At 67.9% G+C, this 17,011-nt stretch carries 17 protein-coding genes and 2 pseudogenes; 13 read left to right on the forward strand and 6 right to left on the reverse strand.

All coding sequences use genetic code 11. The annotated features are described in order from the left end of the window. Window positions 1-8 precede the first annotated feature (8 nt). Window positions 9-1,547, reverse strand: coding sequence for a sigma-54-dependent Fis family transcriptional regulator (locus D7X30_RS22490; protein WP_199724495.1), 1,539 nt, complete (start codon window positions 1,545-1,547; stop codon window positions 9-11). A 141-nt stretch (window positions 1,548-1,688) separates the two neighbouring features. Here D7X30_RS22490 and D7X30_RS22495 point away from each other — a divergent pair, with 141 nt between their 5' ends. From D7X30_RS22495 to D7X30_RS43440, 7 genes are all read left to right on the forward strand, one after another. Beyond that, entirely contained in the window at window positions 1,689-1,895 is a 207-nt protein-coding gene (locus D7X30_RS22495) for a hypothetical protein (RefSeq protein ID WP_120564985.1), read from the forward strand. Beyond that, complete coding sequence (locus D7X30_RS42365; protein ID WP_174477893.1) at window positions 1,892-2,092, forward strand: hypothetical protein; 201 nt, start codon at window positions 1,892-1,894, stop codon at window positions 2,090-2,092. Before D7X30_RS22495 ends, D7X30_RS42365 begins: the two co-directional genes overlap by 4 nt. 330 nt (window positions 2,093-2,422) lie before the next feature. Further along, complete coding sequence (locus tag D7X30_RS22500; RefSeq protein WP_233591710.1) at window positions 2,423-3,196, forward strand: hypothetical protein; 774 nt, start codon at window positions 2,423-2,425, stop codon at window positions 3,194-3,196. 8 nt (window positions 3,197-3,204) lie between these two features. Further along, window positions 3,205-4,077 (forward strand): hypothetical protein, encoded by an 873-nt coding sequence (locus D7X30_RS43005; RefSeq protein WP_233591711.1) that lies wholly within the window; start codon window positions 3,205-3,207, stop codon window positions 4,075-4,077. 71 nt (window positions 4,078-4,148) lie between these two features. Then, a complete protein-coding gene (locus tag D7X30_RS22515; RefSeq protein ID WP_120564987.1) occupies window positions 4,149-4,373 on the forward strand; it encodes a hypothetical protein in 225 nt (74 codons plus the stop codon). 113 nt (window positions 4,374-4,486) lie between these two features. Next, on the forward strand, window positions 4,487-5,113 hold the full coding sequence (locus D7X30_RS22520) for a DUF2924 domain-containing protein (RefSeq protein ID WP_120564988.1): 627 nt from the start codon (window positions 4,487-4,489) through the stop codon (window positions 5,111-5,113). Between the two features lie 52 nt (window positions 5,114-5,165). Beyond that, window positions 5,166-5,288, forward strand: a complete 123-nt coding sequence (locus D7X30_RS43440; RefSeq protein WP_255424212.1) for a hypothetical protein — start codon at window positions 5,166-5,168, stop codon at window positions 5,286-5,288. A gap of 24 nt (window positions 5,289-5,312) precedes the next feature. Here D7X30_RS43440 and D7X30_RS43010 read toward each other — a convergent pair whose 3' ends face one another. Then, on the reverse strand, window positions 5,313-5,495 hold the full coding sequence (locus D7X30_RS43010; protein ID WP_233591712.1) for a hypothetical protein: 183 nt from the start codon (window positions 5,493-5,495) through the stop codon (window positions 5,313-5,315). A gap of 146 nt (window positions 5,496-5,641) precedes the next feature. Then, entirely contained in the window at window positions 5,642-5,773 is a 132-nt protein-coding gene (locus D7X30_RS43445; RefSeq protein ID WP_255424213.1) for a hypothetical protein, read from the reverse strand. A gap of 446 nt (window positions 5,774-6,219) precedes the next feature. Here D7X30_RS43445 and D7X30_RS22530 point away from each other — a divergent pair, with 446 nt between their 5' ends. From D7X30_RS22530 to D7X30_RS22550, 5 genes are read left to right on the forward strand one after another with little or no spacing between them, the layout of a single operon-like run. Beyond that, entirely contained in the window at window positions 6,220-7,506 is a 1,287-nt protein-coding gene (locus D7X30_RS22530) for a TIGR02270 family protein (protein ID WP_120564989.1), read from the forward strand. 6 nt (window positions 7,507-7,512) lie between these two features. Further along, window positions 7,513-8,535, forward strand: a complete 1,023-nt coding sequence (locus D7X30_RS22535) for a DUF2169 domain-containing protein (RefSeq protein ID WP_120564990.1) — start codon at window positions 7,513-7,515, stop codon at window positions 8,533-8,535. Beyond that, window positions 8,532-9,581 carry a 3-oxoacyl-ACP synthase gene (locus D7X30_RS22540; RefSeq protein WP_120564991.1) on the forward strand — a complete coding sequence of 350 codons (1,050 nt, stop codon included), beginning with the start codon at window positions 8,532-8,534 and terminating at the stop codon, window positions 9,579-9,581. The genes D7X30_RS22535 and D7X30_RS22540 overlap by 4 nt, the downstream gene beginning before the upstream one ends. After that, window positions 9,578-10,882: a DUF4150 domain-containing protein gene (locus tag D7X30_RS22545; RefSeq protein WP_120564992.1), complete on the forward strand. Its 1,305-nt coding sequence runs from the start codon at window positions 9,578-9,580 to the stop codon at window positions 10,880-10,882. The genes D7X30_RS22540 and D7X30_RS22545 overlap by 4 nt, the downstream gene beginning before the upstream one ends. Further along, a complete protein-coding gene (locus tag D7X30_RS22550; RefSeq protein ID WP_120564993.1) occupies window positions 10,873-11,679 on the forward strand; it encodes a hypothetical protein in 807 nt (268 codons plus the stop codon). Before D7X30_RS22545 ends, D7X30_RS22550 begins: the two co-directional genes overlap by 10 nt. Before the next feature lie 207 nt (window positions 11,680-11,886). Here the strand turns inward: D7X30_RS22550 and D7X30_RS22555 are convergent, their stop codons facing one another. Further along, a complete protein-coding gene (locus tag D7X30_RS22555; protein ID WP_120564994.1) occupies window positions 11,887-13,365 on the reverse strand; it encodes an IS66 family transposase in 1,479 nt (492 codons plus the stop codon). A gap of 86 nt (window positions 13,366-13,451) precedes the next feature. Continuing rightward, window positions 13,452-14,096 (reverse strand): annotated as a pseudogene (gene tnpB, locus D7X30_RS43825) (IS66 family insertion sequence element accessory protein TnpB); the annotation flags it as partial. A 231-nt stretch (window positions 14,097-14,327) separates the two neighbouring features. Between tnpB and D7X30_RS22565 the strand changes: the two are divergent. Then, window positions 14,328-15,203 carry a hypothetical protein gene (locus D7X30_RS22565; RefSeq protein WP_199724497.1) on the forward strand — a complete coding sequence of 292 codons (876 nt, stop codon included), beginning with the start codon at window positions 14,328-14,330 and terminating at the stop codon, window positions 15,201-15,203. A gap of 35 nt (window positions 15,204-15,238) precedes the next feature. Here the strand turns inward: D7X30_RS22565 and D7X30_RS22570 are convergent. Then, a pseudogene (locus D7X30_RS22570) lies at window positions 15,239-16,885 on the reverse strand (HEAT repeat domain-containing protein); the annotation flags it as partial. Window positions 16,886-17,011 lie beyond the last annotated feature (126 nt).

A 17,011-nucleotide genomic window follows, 5' to 3' on the forward strand; every position in this document is an offset into this window, starting at 1 on the left:
CGCGGTCATCACTTTACATTGTAGCGTTGGAGCCAGTTTGTGAGGGTCTGGTAGCTCGGGAGGCCGACGAGGCCTGCAGCCCTCGTCTTGTTCCCACCGGCTTCGTCCAGTGCGCGTTCGAGGTAGTGGCGCGCAACTTCCGCCAGCAAATCCGGGAGGTTGAGGTCCGAGCCCAGAGGGCGACCGAGGATATCGGTGCGCTGTGTCGAAGGGACCGCCAGGAGAGCTTCGCGCACGTCTTCGGTGGTGATGGTCTCGCTCTCGCTCCAGATGGCGGCGCGCTTCAGGGCCAGCAGCAGTTCGCGGACGTTGCCCGGCCAAGGATGGGCAAGCAGAAGACGTCTTGCGCCAGCGGAAAGATTCTTGTTCCGGTACCCGGGCTCTCCGGCAGCCTCGTGGTTCACCTGCTTCAGGAGCTCGTCAACGAGCAGCCCGACGTCCCCAGAGCGCTCTCGAAGCGGCGGCAACTTCAGGACCGCGACCGCGAGCCGGTAGAAGAGATCCTCACGGAAACGGCCGGCAGTGACCTCGTCGACGACGGTGCGGTTCGTCGCGGCCACGATCCGAACGTCGATCCTCTTCGGTTTCCTGGCGCCGATGCGCATGACTTCGTGCTCCTGCAGGACTCGGAGGAGCTTCACCTGAACCGGCAGAGGGAGTTCGCCCAACTCGTCGAGGAACAACGTCCCCCCGTCCGCCGCCTCGAAGTACCCCTCGCGAGCTTCTACGCCGGTCGCCGCTCCCTTCTCGACGCCGAAGAGTTCGGACTCGACCAGGCTCGCGGGGATCGCTCCGCAGTTCACAGCAATGAAGGACTTGCCCTTGCGCGGGCTCGACTGGTGGATCGCCTTCGCGAGCAACTCCTTGCCAGTGCCGGACTCGCCCTCGATCAGCACCGGGACGTTGCGCAGCGCCACGCGACGCGCGCGCTGGATGAGCCGGGTCATCACGCGGCTCCGGTAGATGATGGCCTTGAACTCCGGGGCAGGCGGCGAGTCCGCCGTGCTCTGCGCGCGGAGGCGCTCGTCCGGCTCGCGCAGGAGGTCGGGTAGGAACTCAGCCGCGATGTCGAACGGCACCTCGGCGGTCTTCACGCCCTGCTCACGCGACGACTCGATGAGCTCGGCCGGGAAGATCGTCTTGCCGAGCAGCACCCACACGGCCGCCATCGGTGGAGAGCCGGGGCTGAGGTGGAACGTGAGCGTCGCGTCCTTCTGCTGCGCCAGAACCTCCTGGCAGGCTCGGCGAGCAGCCTCGTAAATGCCGCCGAAGTCCGTTGGGCCGCGCAGTGTTTCGCGCCGCTCGACGATCTCTGCCTTCGTGCGTTCGCGCAGCCAGGCGATGTAGCCGGGGAGGATCTTCTGATGGTCGGCCTTGTCGAAGAACTCGAGCAGGACGACTTGGTCGAACGAGCGTGCAGCGAGCGCCTGGGCGATGGGCCCAAGGTCGCCCGCTCCTGATTTCTCAGGTCCCTTCAGGTCGGAGACGCCGACCCACGCGATGAGGACAGCTCGCACAGTATGACAGTACAAGAATTCTTCGGTCACCACAACGAACCTTGTGGATGTCGATGGGCATCCTTCGACGGGCTTTCGCGGGCTTGCGAGCGGCCACGGTGCTGGTGCAGTTCGTGCTGATGCGCTCGACGAGCCCGGAGCCAGACCCCCACGGGAAGGATCTGAAGCGCCATGCAGAACACCGAGATGCGGAAGTACGCGGAGGAAGCGCTGCGGCAGGTCCCCAAAGAGCACCGCCGGCGCGGGCACTCAGCGGGCGTGTGCGCCACAATCGGAGGCGTCGTGGGGTCGGTCCTCGGCGGCCCGATCGGCGCGGCGGTCGGCTCGTCTATCGGCGGTGCCGTCGCCGAGAAGTCCGGCAAGGGAGGTGCGCGATGAGCAGCCTCGCGCGCCGGAGGGAAGGACAGTCGGGCAGCGAGAAGCTCGCCCTCGGGATCGTCGGCTCCCTCGCGGTGGTCGCCACGGGGGGCGCGTTCGCATACGCCATCGCGACCGAGGAGCTCGTCGTCACGAGCGGCAGGACGCGGGTCGTCGTCGGGAAGGCCGCGACCAGGATGCTGCGCGTGCGGGTCTGAGGGCACGCTACGAACGGCCCCCTCGTTCGTCGCGGGACAGCGAAAATCCGAGAGAGCGTCCCAGTTCGCGCCGTTCAAGTACTCGGATTCACAAGCGTTCGCCTTCTCGGGATGGTGCGAGCAGAGAAAACCTATCCCGCCAAGAGCGCCACGAACGTGTTAGCGGGCAGTTCCCCATGCAGAGCCAGTTACGCGGGGTCACGGAAACGCGATCCCGCTTTCTCTAACGCCGGCCTCGGGAACCCCGGTGCCTCTCGTGTCGGAGGAGACGCACTGGCTGGGACACCCCACGCCCTCCCCGCCAGCAGCCTGCGACAGTAGGTGGCCGCGATGCTGGGTTTCGTCAACGGGCACCTCACCCAGACTGCAGGGGCCTATGCAGCTTCCGCCGTCTCCGTGGCGGACACAGGCAATCTGCTGACGGCGGGCATTGTCGAAGCGGCCCTCACCGAGGTCCTCGGGGCCTTCAGCGGCAGTCACTTCCGCGACAACGAGACGTCAGCGGGCCAGCACAAGGCCATCCTCCAGCCCGTCCTGGGCGCTGGTCGCGTCCTTCTCCTCGACACCCAGGGCGCAGGCGGCGCAGCCGCGAGGCTGCGTCTCTACGCCGACAGCGACTCGGTGTGGTTCATCCTCAACGCCGCCTGGAATGGGAGCGCCTGGGCCCGCGACACCACCGGGGCGGCGGCGGGCGGTTTCCGCCTCTCACGCAACGAGGCCGAGTTCCTCCATGACGCCAGCCTCACCGCCACCTTCGCCTCCTGGACGCGCACGTTGCGACTCCCGCTGAGTAGCACCGCCAGCAACACCTCTTTCGAGTTGGCAGGCAGCGTGCGCGAGGTGGGCCGGCTCGGCCTCCAGTACAGCAACAGCGACACCGTCGCGCACGACAACCTGTCCGGCGGCGGCTCGGTGACGTTCCGCAGTCGCTTTCCCACCGCGCCCTCCTCCATCACCCTCAGCCCCTACGCCACCAGCGGAAGCTTCGTCGGCAACCCCACCGTCATGGTGCCGGACAGAGACGGCTTCGCCTTCTACAGCCACCAAAACCTCCAAGGCCTCGCCGCGACGTACTGGTTCGGCTCGTACACCGCTGTCGCGTGAGGACGCCCATGGCCATCCACGAAGTCACCGCCGAGGACGTGCTTCAGCGCTGCGCCCGGTGCGGCAGCGGCAATCGCCTCTCCCTCGACTCCCTGGAGGTGGGCGTCGCCCGCCGCGAGGACGTGGATGACGGCCTCGTCCAACTCCCTCCCTGTCCCGCCTGCCGCTCCACCGAGTTCCTCATCCGCGCCGCCGAGAGCGAGCCGGCGCATCCGGCGCCAGGAAGCTTCGGGCACCTGCACCGACTCCTCGTCGGCCATGTGCACGCAGAGCTCGTCCAGCGCGGACGCCTGCATACGGTGCTCAAGCCCAAGGGGGGCGGTGCCGGCAAGGTGGTGGTGCGGCCCCTGTCGCAGGAGGCTCGCGAGCGCTGGTTCCCCCAGGGCCTCCGAATCGCGGTGCCCCCGACGAGCAGCCCCGCGCTCCGGGAGAGTCCAGTCAATAGGCATACACTGCCAGCAAACACCCCTGCGCCCGCCATGCCCAGGGGTGTCCAAAATCCCTCTCTCCTCGACTTGATCTGTCTCGAAGACAGAGCGTGTATGTCTTCGCGCGCCACCCAACTGCGCGCCAGGGAGACACCTATGGTTATCGGCACCGACACCATCTACCTCGGCAACGAAATCCCCGGCCTCCGGGGGCAGAAGGTCCGCATCTTCGCGGTGTTGCGCGGCGGCCTCCGCCCAGACGCCAACCCGGACGCGGACGACTACTACGTGAATGACGACGAGAAGCTGGCGCGCCTCGGGGGCGTCACGGCCGAGGACTGCATCGACGCTGCTCCCATTCACCCGGGCGGAACCACCTCCTTCGTGCATGTCGACCCGCGCGCCGTCGACTTGGAGTGCTTCGCGCATCTGCGCAATCCCAGCGCACAATGACTTGCCATACGCGCGAAACAGAGCGCGTATGCCTCACGCGCGCCACCCAAGGCGCACGAAAGGACAAAACAATGACACCCCGCAAGCCCCGCCCCGCCAAGACCACGAAGCCCACTCCGGCGCCCGAAGAAGTCCTTGAGCGCATTGCGCGCGAGGAGATGAACATCGAAACGCTGAAGACACGCAACAGCGACAGCCTCGACATCCACGAGGTGGCGGTGTGGCAACTGAGGGACGCCCTCGAAGCGGCCTACCAAGCCGGCATCCGCGCCGCCAACAGCCCCCGCAGCACGTAGTCCCCCACTCACCACCGACGCCCCGCCCAGCGGGGCAGCCGCGCATGAGGGCCGCCGGGCCGCCCTTGTGAACGGCAGACGTGTACCCACAGCCCGGAAAGGAAAACACCACCATGCCTCGCAACGCCGCACCAAAGACGAAGACGAAGACGAAGAAGCTGGAGTCCATGAGCCTGACGGAGCTGCGCGCCCGGTACCGCGAAGTCGTGGGCGAGGAGACGCGCAGCCCCAACAAGACGCACCTCATCCGCCGCATCGAGGAGGCACTCGCAGCGAAGAAGCGGAGAAGCCCCACCCACCGGGCGACGGCCGCCACCCCCAGCGCGCCTCCGGCGCCTGCCGCACGGGCCGACACCCCGGCCGAGGGCACGCAGCCGGCCCCCCGTCGCGGGCGTTTCGCCAACATGTCGCTCGCGGAGGTGCAGGCGAAGTACCGCGAAGTCGTGGGACGCCCGACGGGCAGCAACAACATCCCCTACCTCAAGTGGAAGATTCGGGAGGCGGAGGCTGGACGCGTGCCGGTGGGCCCTCGTCCCGAGCGCGAGGCGAAGGTGCGCGACGACGGCAAGCGCGTCATCCCCCTCTCCTACGAAGCAGAGGCTCTCGCGGCCCTGGACAAGGCCTGGCGCGACGCGGGAATCCCGAGCCGGACTCGCTTCTTCAGCCGGGCGGTTCATCGAGAGCTGACGGCCATGGGCGCCACCGAAGCCGCCGCGTTCTTCGCACCCAAGGAGGAGTGAGGTACGCCATGGCGACAAAGCACCAAGCCACCGAAGCCCTCGTATCGAGTGGGTGGTAGCCAATGCCCAGCGCGCCGAGTCCGTCGCGCTGCGCGTGCGGGGAGAAACCGACGAGGCGAAGGCCGCGGCGCTGGTGGAGGAAATGCTCCGTGAGGGCCTGGCGACGCGGGGGTGAAGTCCTCCTCCCAGCACGCGTGCGCTACTCCCCGTTCAGCCCCTGGCGAATCGCTTCGCGCAGGGCCTCCCTCAACAGGTGCACCTCCCCCAGCAGGCGAAGCACATCCTCAGCCGCGACGTGCAGCGGCGTCCCCTGTCCCGCGGGTTCGTCGCTCAGCAACCGCAGGTAGTGCCCTTCGAGCGCGGTGAGTTCCTCGTCCGTCATGGGGCGCCTGCCTACCGAGTGACGTGACGCCATGTCCAGTCGGGACGTCCTCCAGGACGTGTTGGGGCCCCTCACCGGCACCGCGCGCCTCCACAAACACCAACGCCTCACGCGCCCCCTGCTCCACCAAGGTAGCGGCCCGCCCCCTACTCCAGCTTCGCCTGGGCCAGCCGCGTCCGCGCCGCGGGACTGCCGTCCAACCCCGCATACGCCCGCCGCAACTCCACCTCTGCCCGCCCCAAGCGCTCCGCGAGTGCCCGCCGCTTCTTCATGCTCATGGCCGAGAGTGTAAAGCAGGGGGCATGCCGCACCTTCACAGACACCTCGTCGCTCGGGACGTGTTGAGCGCCGGCTTGGTGCCCGCGTCCGTCAGCTTGCACTCCCCAGTCCGGGCAGGAAGACGCCGGCCACCGTCGCCCAGGGGCAGGCGCCCCTGGCGACATTGGCCCGTGAATTGAACTGCCCCGAAGGACGAGGCCCCTTGAAAGGCGTGGTTCCAATCAAGACAGGTAACCGTCGAGCTCTGTCCAAAGGATGACGGTGACTTGCCGTACGGGGGTTCGCACTCGTTGCCCCGGCCGCGGACTCGTCCTCAGTGCTCGCCATTGCCACCGCATTTGAAGCAATGACTCTCACGCACCAGCGCCATGTGGGACAGGAAGGAATTCCCTCCATGTCAGCCCTTGCGGCTACATTTCCTGGAATAGAGGGGGAAGCAGGAAACATGCTTTTGGTAGACGTGCTGGAGGAGTACCTGGACGAGGCCGAATTTCGGTGGCTGCAGTGGGAGAGGGCCCTGGAGGCACCCGACTTCACGCTGGTGGAGACGGCGGAGCGCGAGGAGCGGCTGCTGGCGTACCTGGAAGGGCTGGAGGACACGGACGCCCTGGACACGGTGGTGCGCCCAGCCTTCGACTCGGAGGACGCGCCACGCATTTCGGCCGCGGCCCATGCGCTGCTGGGGCTGGGCGAGGTGGACGAGGTGCTGGTGCTGCTGAGAGGGGCAGAAGCGACGGCCCGTGCCGCCATTCTCCGGGCGTTGGAGGTGAGTGAGGCCCCAGGACTGGGCGCGCGCCTCCTGGAGTTGCTGAAGCTGGAGGACGCGGCCCTGCTGGCCGGGGTGCTGGAGGCACTGGCCTTCCGCCAAGAAGCGCCCGCCGAGGTGCTGGCGCGCTTCTTCACCCATGACGAGGCGCGGGCTCGAGTCGCCGCCCTGCGCGGGGCGCCTTCGCTGCTGGAGGAGACGGTGCGCAGGCACTTGCCCGCGCTGCTCGACTCAGCCCACCCCGGCATTCGTGCGGCTGCCATAGAGGCGGGCCTCACCTCGGGAGTGCGCATGGCCTGGGAAGCATGCCGCAAGGAAGTGCGGGCGGCGCCCGGCGCTCATGCCCGGGAAGCCATGGTGTTGCTGGCGCTGGGCGGTGACGAGGCGGAAACCTCCCTCCTCGTGGACTTGCTGGAGTCCGCCGAGTTGCGTGCCCACGCCCTCTGGGCCCTGGGCTTCAGCGGACGGGTGGCGGCCATGGAGTCCTGCGTGAAGCACCTCGCCGTGCCCGAGGTGGCACGCCTGGCGGGGGAGGCCCTCTCGGCCATGACGGGCCTGCGCCTGGAGGGCGCCTTCGCCCTGCCTCCGGGAGAGACGCCCGAAGGCGCTCCGGTACCGCCGGCAGAACAGGAGAGCCTCGACGCCGACTTGACACCCCGTCCAGAGGACGACTCGCCATGGCCGGACGTGGCCGCCGTGAAGGACTGGTGGGCGCAAAACCATGCACGCTTCGTGAAGGGCACGCGCTACCTGCAGGGCCAGCCCTTCAGTGGCCCGGTGCTGGTAGAGGCGCTGGAGTCCAGCCCCATGCGTCGCCGCCACGTCCTGGCGCGAGAGTTGACCATTCGCACCCGAGGGCAGCACCGCATTCCCACCCGCTCCTTCACCCACCGCCAACGCGAAGCCCTCGCCAGGGCCCAGGCCACCCACCTGCGCGCCGCGCCCCTGGCTTCCACCTTGCGCTGACGCCCCATGCCCGCCCTGGAGAATTTCACGCCCTTCGCGGCCACCGACTTCCTCTCGCTGACGAAGCAGGGCGAAGAGTGCCTCGTCCTCGTCGTCGCCGGCAGCTTCGTCCTGCCTCCGGCCGGGCGCGCCACGGACGCACCGCTGGCGGTATGCGAGGAGCAACCGCAGCCCGCCACCACGGACACGTATTGGGGCGAGCCGGAGAAGTCGAGCCTGCGCCACGAGTCGCAGTCGGCCTACACGCGGCCGGGAACAGACGTGCTGCTGCACGGCCAGGCCTGGGCGCCCCAAGGCCGCAAGGTGACGCGGACGCAGGTGGCGGTGCGGGTGGGCACGCTGGAGAAACGGGCCACCGTCTTCGGCACTCGCGTGTGGTACCGCGGCCTCATGGGGCTGAGTGCCTCGGACGCCCTGCCCTTCGAGTCGGTGCCGCTGCGCTACGAGTACGCCTTCGGCGGCACCGCGGACTCGGGCCATGAGGCGCGCAACCCCGTAGGCCGGGGCTTCTACACCAGCGCGAAGGAGGCGCTGGAAAAGCCCCTTCCCTCCATTGAGGCGCCCGAGGCCCTCGTGCGCGGCTGGGCGGACAGGCCCCCACCCCGCGGCTTCGGCCCGGTGGCGCGGCACTGGCAACCGCGCCTGGGCTGGGCTGGGACATACGACGCGGCCTGGGTGGAGAAGCGCGCTCCCCTCTGGCCCCGGGACTTCGACGAGCGCTTCTTCCATGCCGCCCCTGACGGCCTGCGAGCTTCGACTCACCTCCAGGGCGGAGAGCCAGTGGTGCTGGAGGGCGTCTCGCCCGACGGCCCACTGGCCTTCCACCTCCCCACGTACCGACTCCTGGCCCGCTGCACCTTCGCCGGGCGGCGGGAGAAGCGGCGCATGGTGCTGGACACAGTGCTGCTGGAGCCGGACGAGGGCCGCCTCGTCCTCACCTGGCGAGCGACGTTTCCTGCGCACCGGCAGTTGGCCCTGCATGAGGTGAGCACCGTGCGGCTGCTCTTGCCCGGGGAGGACACGCCATGAGTGCTGCGCAGGTAGTGGGCCTGGGCCTGTGCACGCCGGTGGGCACCTCGGCGCACATGACGTTGGCCTCGCTGCGCGCGGGCCTCGTGCGCTTCGCGGAGACGGAGGTGCTGGACGAGGTGGGCGAGCCCGTGCGGGCCTCGCGGCTCAGTCTCCTCGACGTCTCCCTCTCCCGTACTCAGCGCATGGTGGCGCTGGCTCGGCAGGCCCTCGTCGGAGTACGGCCGCTCCTGGACGCACTCCCTCCCGGGCGGGTGCCGCTGTACCTCGGACTGCCCGAGGCAGGACTGGGCGCCCGGGTGGAGCAGGAGGCGCTGGTGGCGGCGCTGCGAGATGAGACAGCGGGACGGCTGGAAGTGGTGAAGGCGCACGAGTCCGGGCGAGCTGCCTTCTTCGAGGCCCTGGCCTCCGCCCAGAAGGACTTGCACTCCGGCCGCGCGGGAGCGCTGGCCCTGGTGGGCGCGGTGGACTCGCTGGCCGACAGCGCTTCCTTGGAGGCGCACGTGGGCGCGCGGCTGCACCTGGGGCGCCGGAATCCGGATGGCCGGATTCCAGGTGAGGGGGCGGGCTTCGTTGCCCTGGCGCGCCCCGGAGCGCCCAAGTCCCTGAAGCTGGAGTCCTCGGGCGCCCTGCTGGGCACGTCGCTCGCCGTGGAGCCGAGGCCCTTCACGCAGAGCCGCCCCAGCCTGGCCGAGGGGCTGACGGAAGCTCTCCATGCCCTGCGGCAAAGCGTGGCAATGGGCGGGCGACGCGTGGACGCAGTCCTGGCCTGCCAGCCCGGAGACGGCTTCTGGGCAACTGAATTCTCCCGCGCCTACCTGCGCAACGCCGCACTCATGCCCGAGCCCTTGCGCGTCCTCGTCGCGGGTGAAGGACTGGGAGACGCGGGGGCCGGCGCGGGCCCCATCATGCTGGGCGTAGCCCTGCACCGAGCACGCTGGCGCCAGCCCACCGCACGCACGACACTCGTCTATGGCAGTGCCGACGGCGGACGCATTGGCGCCTGCATCGTGGAGATGATTCGAAACGCCAAGGAGGAAGCATGAGCAAGGTTTTCGCCAACGGCCGCTCCATCCTGCACAAGGGGAGCGGGAACACGCACACCTCTGCCGCGCCCGACGTCTGCAAGGTGCCGACGCCAGGCGGGCCGGTGCCCACGCCCTTCATCAACTCCGCCCAGGACGCCATGCTCACCAAGGGCAGCAAGAGCGTCACCATCAACGGCCAGCCGGTGGCGCTGACGGACTCCGAGCTGAGCGTCAGCTCCGGCGACGAGCCCGGGACGGCAGGCGGCCTCATCTCCTCGAAGTTCAAGGGGAAGATGGCTTGGGGCAGCGGTAGCGTGGACGTGAAGGTTGAGGGCAAGGGCGTCGTGCGCTTCCTCGACGTCACCCTCCACAACGGCAACTCCTTCAACACCACGTTCATGTCGAATGGCCGGGCAGGAACTGGCTTCGCTTACGGGGACGACTTCGAAGGGGTGTGCATCATCTGCCAAAAGGATGCGGAGAGCCACGCGGTGCCCGAGCTTCTCGCAGGCAGCCTGGACGTCGCTAACAAGATTCTCAAGGACCTCAAGGCACGCGAGGACGCATGGGTCAGGGTCAACCAGGAAATCGCCATGAAGGTGGCTGAATTCGAGCGTCTTGGGCGCCAACCTGTCCCCCCAAAACAGGCGACGCTGGAGGAACGACGGGCGACCATCCAGTCACTGGAGCGGACGCGCGATGAACTTGAGAGCCATCGTCGAGAAGACTCCACCGGGTACATGTTTGGAGTCATGGTGTGCCTCACCGGCAAGAAGTTCGCCGCGGTATCGGGGAATGAGGTGCCTCCCGCGTTCGAGACCATCGCCGCGAGTTACGGTTGCACGGTCATCAGGGATTCGGCCACGCTGGAGAGCTTCAAGGCCATGAATCCACGATGTGCCGCCGGAGACACCGCGGCCACCCAGAAAATGACCAAGCAGTGGAACGACACGACGAGGATGGTCGCCAGAGGAGAGACTGGCTACTCCAACCGCCCAGGAACTTGCGCAGGCGCCAAACTCATCGGCAAGAGCGGCCACGTCGCGCACTCGATGACGGAGCTCTACTTCTCGTTCACAGGTGGAAGGCGGGCGCTGACCTTCAATGTGCTTTATCGCGGCCCCAACAAGTTCGCTCCATCCGAGGGAACTTGGACTCCTCCCAGCGTAGCTTCTCTCTTAAGTGGCGAGGGCGGCACGAACATTGAGGAGCGTCGTGACATGAAACGCAAGAAGGAGACCACCGTGCCTTCATGTCGCTCGTGTCAGGACACGCTTTACATGGCCCGGTGCGATATCGAGGTGCAGACATGCGGATGACCTGGTCGGAACTCCTCAAGGCCCCGCCCCCCCTCTCGGTGGCGGGCATGCTCACGTTTATGGAGCGATGGAAGCCAGGGAGCACGCACGGCTTCGAACCAGCAACGGGCGACCAGATTGTGGCACTGGCCCAGCCACATGGAGGGCTCGACACGCTGCCCCCAGTCTACCGCGAGTTTCTTGCGACGATGGGCGCATCGACCGGCGGCTTGCGGTTGATGTGGGGCACGACTTCGATTTCGGAGTTGCTCGAGGAGCGCAAGGGGCATCAGCAAGAACGGCCCGATTCGCGCCGCTACCTCAAGTTCGCCATCGGCGAGGATGACTACAATGGCCGCCACCCCGATGACTTCTTCGACCTATCCCGCCGAACATCTGACGGACGTGACGCGGCGATTATCCGCATCGACAAGCGGCACTTGATAAGTGGCAAAGCGGAGGCAGAGCAGCCCTTCCCGACCTTCTCAGACCTTCTCAGAGCGGTAATCGTATCCAGAGTCTGCCTGGAAGCCGACCCGCGAAAGAGAACGACATCCTACGACCTTGGCTCAAATCCCGAGGCGTCGGCCAAGGCCTACGCGTTCCTCACACAACTAGGATTCTCGCTTACGGAGCTCGGGGCATCCTCGGCGATAGTTCCTCTAGAACACCCAGAGCGCGGCGCAATCGCCCTTATCAGTGCGCCTTCGACACTTATCCCAAGTACGAGCGTTGAGTTGCGCGCGCGCAACAAGGCACAGCAGAGGATTCTGGAGGAAGTCATCAGCGACCATGAGAAGGAGTTGAGCGGTGGTTGACGAGGCCACCATTCTCATGGCGTGCAAGACCTCCGTAACGCCGCGTCGCTGGTGGAGGAAATGCTGCGCACGAGCCTGACGACGAAGGGGAGGCCGGCTGGTATGGCCGTAACCGACCGACGGCCGGCGTGTAGCGGGGGGACCCATCCGTTCGCGCAGCGTGGTAGCCGCGCACCGGAGTGGCTGGTCGCAGAGGCTTGTGCGGATTCAGGAGGAGTCGGGCGAGGAGGCGGAGGATGGTCGCCAGCGGTGAGGTAACAGTTCGTCCAGACGCGCCGCGGGGTGACTGCCAAGCCGCATCAGCACGTCGGCGAGGTAGGCCTCGGGATTGACGCCGTTGGCCTCGCATGTCGCAACCAGCGAGGCGAGCCCGGCCAGAGTCTGACCCGCCTTGTCATTGCCGACGAAGAGATAGTTCTTCCTGCCCATTGCCATGCCCCGCAGAGCCCGCTCGGCGGCGTTGTTGTCGAGGGGCAGCGAGGGGTCCTCCAGAAAGCGTGTCAGCGCGCTCCATTGTCCCTTCGTGTAGCGAAGGGCCATGCCGAGGGGGCTCTTGGGGGGATGGAGCGGAAGCTGTTCATCGACCCATGTCGCCAGTTGCTCGAGGACACGTGCGCTGGTGGTGCGGCGAGCGTGGAGATGCTCCGGAGAGCCGAGCGTCTCGGAATCTCGAGCCGCGTGCTCGACGCCGTACAACGCGAGGATGAAGTCGAGGGCCGTCCCGGACTCGGGCGCGGTGGGGAGCGCGTCGAAGAATTTGCGGCGCACGTGAGCCCAACACCCCACGCGCACGCGTCCGTCTGGCAGCGTCACGCGGTTGTAGCCGGTGTAGCCATCCACCTGTAGATAGCCCTGGGTTCCCCCGAGGACCTCCAGCGGAGTGACGCCGGAGCGACTGGCGCTGTGGACGTAGGCGATGAGTTCGTCCGTGCGGAAGGTCCAGACGTAGGCCCGGCGCGTCTTGCCCTCGTCCAGCACGCGCTGAGGTGTCTCGTCGGCATTCACCCGGGAAGACTCCCGCACCAGGTCCAAGAGGCGAGAGGCGAGCGGCGCCGTGGCCCAGCCCACCTCGTGGAAGACATCGCACAGCGTGGTGCGTGCGACGGGCACGCCCGCACGGGCGAGGGCCTTGGCCTGGCGATACAGTGGAATCGAGTCGCAGCACTTCGCCGTCACCACGTGCGCCAGGAAGCCCGGGCCGTACTTGCCTTGCTCAATGGCCTTCGGCGCGGGCGCGGTGACGATGCCCGCGCCGCATGGGCAGGCCAGCGTCTCCTGGAGATGGACCTGCCGCTCCACGTGCGCGGGCACATGCTCGAAGAGTTCGGTGCGCGTGCCAGGCCCCAGCGGCTTCAACGCCATGCCGCCGCAGGAGGGACACCGCCGCGCTTCTTCGGGGACACGGTGGTGAATCAGCCGCTCAGGCAACGCCTCCCGTGCCTCACGCTTCAGCCGCCGCTCTTTCAGCGTCGCTTCACGCGGCCTGGGCGCGTTGCCCGAGGCCTTGCGCAGCTCATCCTCGACACGGGGGAGCTTCTCACTTTTCCTGCCGAAGACGGTGCGCTGGAGGAGCGCGAGTTGGGATTCGATGGTGCCCACGCGCTCTTTGAGGGCGCGGTTCTCCCGCTCAAGCTCCTCGGCTCGCTCACGCCACTCGCACTGGTGCGTCGCATCGAACGTTGCCATCTCTCAGGGAAAACCAGCCCCCCGGTGGCGGACATTGCCTCGGCGACTGGGGGAGGTGCCCACCTGCCTGGCCTCCGGACGTGCGAGACGTCGATTCCGTCGAGCAGCATGGCCAGTTGGGTGGCATCCAACTGCGCTCCCAGGGCGTCCTCGGCGAAGGCAGGCAGGCGAAAGCGGCCCTGCTCCAAACGTTTGTAGGTGAGGACGAAACCGCCCGCGTCCCAGGAAAGAATCTTCACCTTGTCCCCTCGCCGCGAGACGAAGACGAAGAGGTGGCCGGCGTAGAGGCTCTCCTTCCACTGAGCACGCACCATGGCCGCCAGTCCATCGATGCTATTCCTCATGTCCACCGGCTCACGCGCCAGCAGGATTCGCACGGCTCGGGGTAGCAACATCATCCGCCGAGCACCGCCAGCAGGTGCGCGAGGTACTCGGCCCGCGTTCCCTCCGGGAATCGCAAGAGCCCCCCGCGGCAGCGCCACCTCGAGCATGAGTCCCTCGGGTGCCCGTGGCGCGGCAGACGCAACCACCTCCACGGGAAGGAACGCCGCCCGAGACCTGTCCGCCGATGCGGACCTCTGCTTCGGCGCGGACCTGGACTTCTTGCATAGCCAGTACTGGAAGCTGCCGAGCGAGATGTCCCGCTGGCTCACAAACTCCTTCTGGCTCAGCCCGCTCGCCTCGAACTCTTCCACCCACTGCTTCCACTCATCCGGACCGGGTCGTCTCATGCCGGAGTGAACCGGTGGGTCCACCCCAGTTCAGGACGCCAGCCGTCGGTCGGTTACGTATGGCCCGCTTGCCTTGTGCCTCGTGCATCCCCATGAGGCAGCAAGACACTTCTCCTACACGAGGGCAGCGCGGACCAGAAGACGTGCCATCCCTCGGTGGCATCCTCGCGCTCCTACATCAGCCACAGTCTCTTGCTGCACTCGTCGTGACAGGGTTGAGTAGGCCCATCCATGGACACCCGCAGCGAGATTGAGCGCTTCCTTCGCACCGGCGACTACGACGCCCACGGCAGGGCATGGCCGGGCGATGTCCTCGAAAGAGAGAGGCGGGCGCATGACGAGTTCCGTGAGGCCCTCGCCATGGAGGTGCAGCGGCGAACCGCGGGCATCGGCGTTCCGGAGAAGCTCCAAGGCCTCGACGTCGTCGCCCTCACCCGGCGGAAGGTGGAGCCCATGGTGCGCGGCCTCTTCCCCGTCTCGGAGCAGGGCGCAGTCCTCTCCCTCCTGGAGAAGTCCGTCGTCTTCCTCACGCCAGCCAACATCACCCAAGTCCTGCTGAAGTCCTCCTGGCTGAGCACAGCCTGGGACTTGGCCAACCTCTACCTCCTCAGCGTCGACGCCGAGTTGCTGGGGCCAGAGGCGCCCCAACTCCTGGGCCTCAGCGAGCACACCACGTGCTACGTCTCCCTCGCCTATTTCGACGAGGCGTCCCCCTTCGCCGATTACCTCGTGCACGAGGCGGCCCACGTCTTCCACAACTGCAAGCGCCGCACGGTGGGATTGCCCGAGACGCACAGGCGCGAGTGGCTCCTCGACATCGACTTCCGGAAGCGCGAGACGTTTGCCTACGCGTGCGAGGCGTACAGCCGCGTCCTCGAAGCCGGCAGCAACCGACGGGTGCGCATGGCACTCGCCGAAGACTACGCAGCCTGCGCGGCGCCATGCGAGGAGCGCGCCGCGGTGAGCGAGGTGGTGGAACTCGTCCGTGAAGCCGCGGCGGCGCGGAATGGGTGGAAGCGCATTCTCGCCCGGTGTACCCCGCGGACTCGGGCAGTCACGCATGCCTCCGCGACGACAACAGCAACAGCCCAACGCCACGGCCAGTGAGGCATCGGGACGGGAGCCCAGCCCCCCTGGTGGCATCAGGGCTGTCCGTTCGGTTCGACAGGGGCCAAGCGCCCGTCCCTCGTGACGCGCAGCACATGGACGGGCGCGGACGGACCAGCCCGGCCGCAGAAGACTTCATCGAGGCGATGGTCCGTCGTCCCCACCACGAGGTTCCCTGCTTCATCCAGCGCGTGTGCCAACGGTGCACCGGGGAGCGCCACCCACGGCGTGGCGCGCCACCTTCCCTCGGACGCTTCGACACGCACCAGACGCCCGTCTCCGCCAAACAGGTGTGCGAGGCCCTCCACCACCACGAGGGTGCCGTGTACACGCACAGCCTGCAGGGGGTTGGCGTGGGGCTCCTCCAGCACCGTCACCCGCCCGGCCTCATGCACCTCCAGCGTGCCCCCAAACTCCCCGTCGTCCCACCCGACGAGGCATGCCTCGCCCATGGCTTCGAGGACGGAGGCGGAGTCCCCTCCAGGCACGGCTGCACACGGACTCCCTAGTGGGGGCGCCTTCGGCTTGTCCCAGTGCAACTGGAGAGAGGTGTGCCCCTCGCGCAGCGTCCACCCTCCGGCGCGTCTTGGACTGATGCGGGCGCAGTCGATGGACTCCGCAGGCTGCACCTCCTGCCCGGAGAGTCCCTCCAAGGCCAACCTCGCGTGGCTCCGCGCCACCGGAGAGGCGTGCTTCGCCACCACCTGCTGGAACAACGGCACCAGCTCCTCCGCATGCGTCCGGAAGGCGTAGCTGCCCAGCGCCCCGACAGCCGCGGCCTGGACTTCGCTGTGCGACGCGTACACCGCCTGGCGCAACGCCTCGAGGGCGGCTGCACCTCCCACGCCTCCAAGGGCCTCTGCGGCCCGCGCCCGCACCCAGCCCTCCTCCCCCGTGGCCAGCAGCCGCAGCAGCGGCTCCGTCGCGGCTGGCCGCGCGACGTCCCCCAGGGACACGAGGCTCGCAAGGGCCCGGCCACGGCATTCAGGCACGGCGAGTTGCTGGAGGACCTCGGGCACCGCAGCAGGACTCCCGAAGGCCACCAGCGCCTGCAGCGCCACCGGCGTGAGGCGCACGTCCGCCCGCTGGAGCGCCTGGAGCACCTCGGGCGCGGCCTTCGCGCCTCGGCGCTCGTAGGCCGCCAACGCCGACGCCACGTAGGCCGCTCGCGGGGTGCACGCGTCGAAAACCGCCTCGCAGCTTGGCGCAGGCGCCGACGGGCAGGACGTCCCTGCTGGGCGCCGGAGAGTGGGCTCCTCCAGCTCCCGCGCGAGGAGCGTCCGCAGGCGCGGAACGAACGTCTCCGTGTACATGGAGGGGCGCCTGGCGAGGACGCGGCGCACCAGCACCAGCGCCTCCCAGCTCGACTCCGGATTCTCCAGCACCTCTACGAGCACCGGGGCCAATGTCGGGCCGAGGTGCTCCAGGGCCGACGTGGGCGACTCCAGGAGGTGGCGCACAATGGCTGGCGCTGCTCTCTCGTCATCGAGTGAGGAGAGCGCGTGCAGGGCCAGCCCACCGGGCTCCCGCTCATACGCCTCGATGAGCGCGGGCATAGCGCCCGTGGCCTTCTCTTCCATCTTCGCCAGCGCCTGTGCTGCACCGCCGCGCACGCGACGGTCCGAATGCCGAAGCAGCGAAATCAGCCGAGGCACGACGTCCTCCCCCACGCGCCCCAACTGTACCTCCTCGCCCGACCCCGTCGTGACGGGAGGAGGATGACGTGCGGAGGTGAGCGCTCGATTCGAAGCAGGAGGAGCGCGTGGGCATGGAGTTGAAGGAGCTGGCAGCGAAGCTGAAGCAGGAGG

It is taken from the genome of Corallococcus sp. AB011P, from assembly GCF_003611605.1.
GTDB lineage: Bacteria > Myxococcota > Myxococcia > Myxococcales > Myxococcaceae > Corallococcus > Corallococcus coralloides.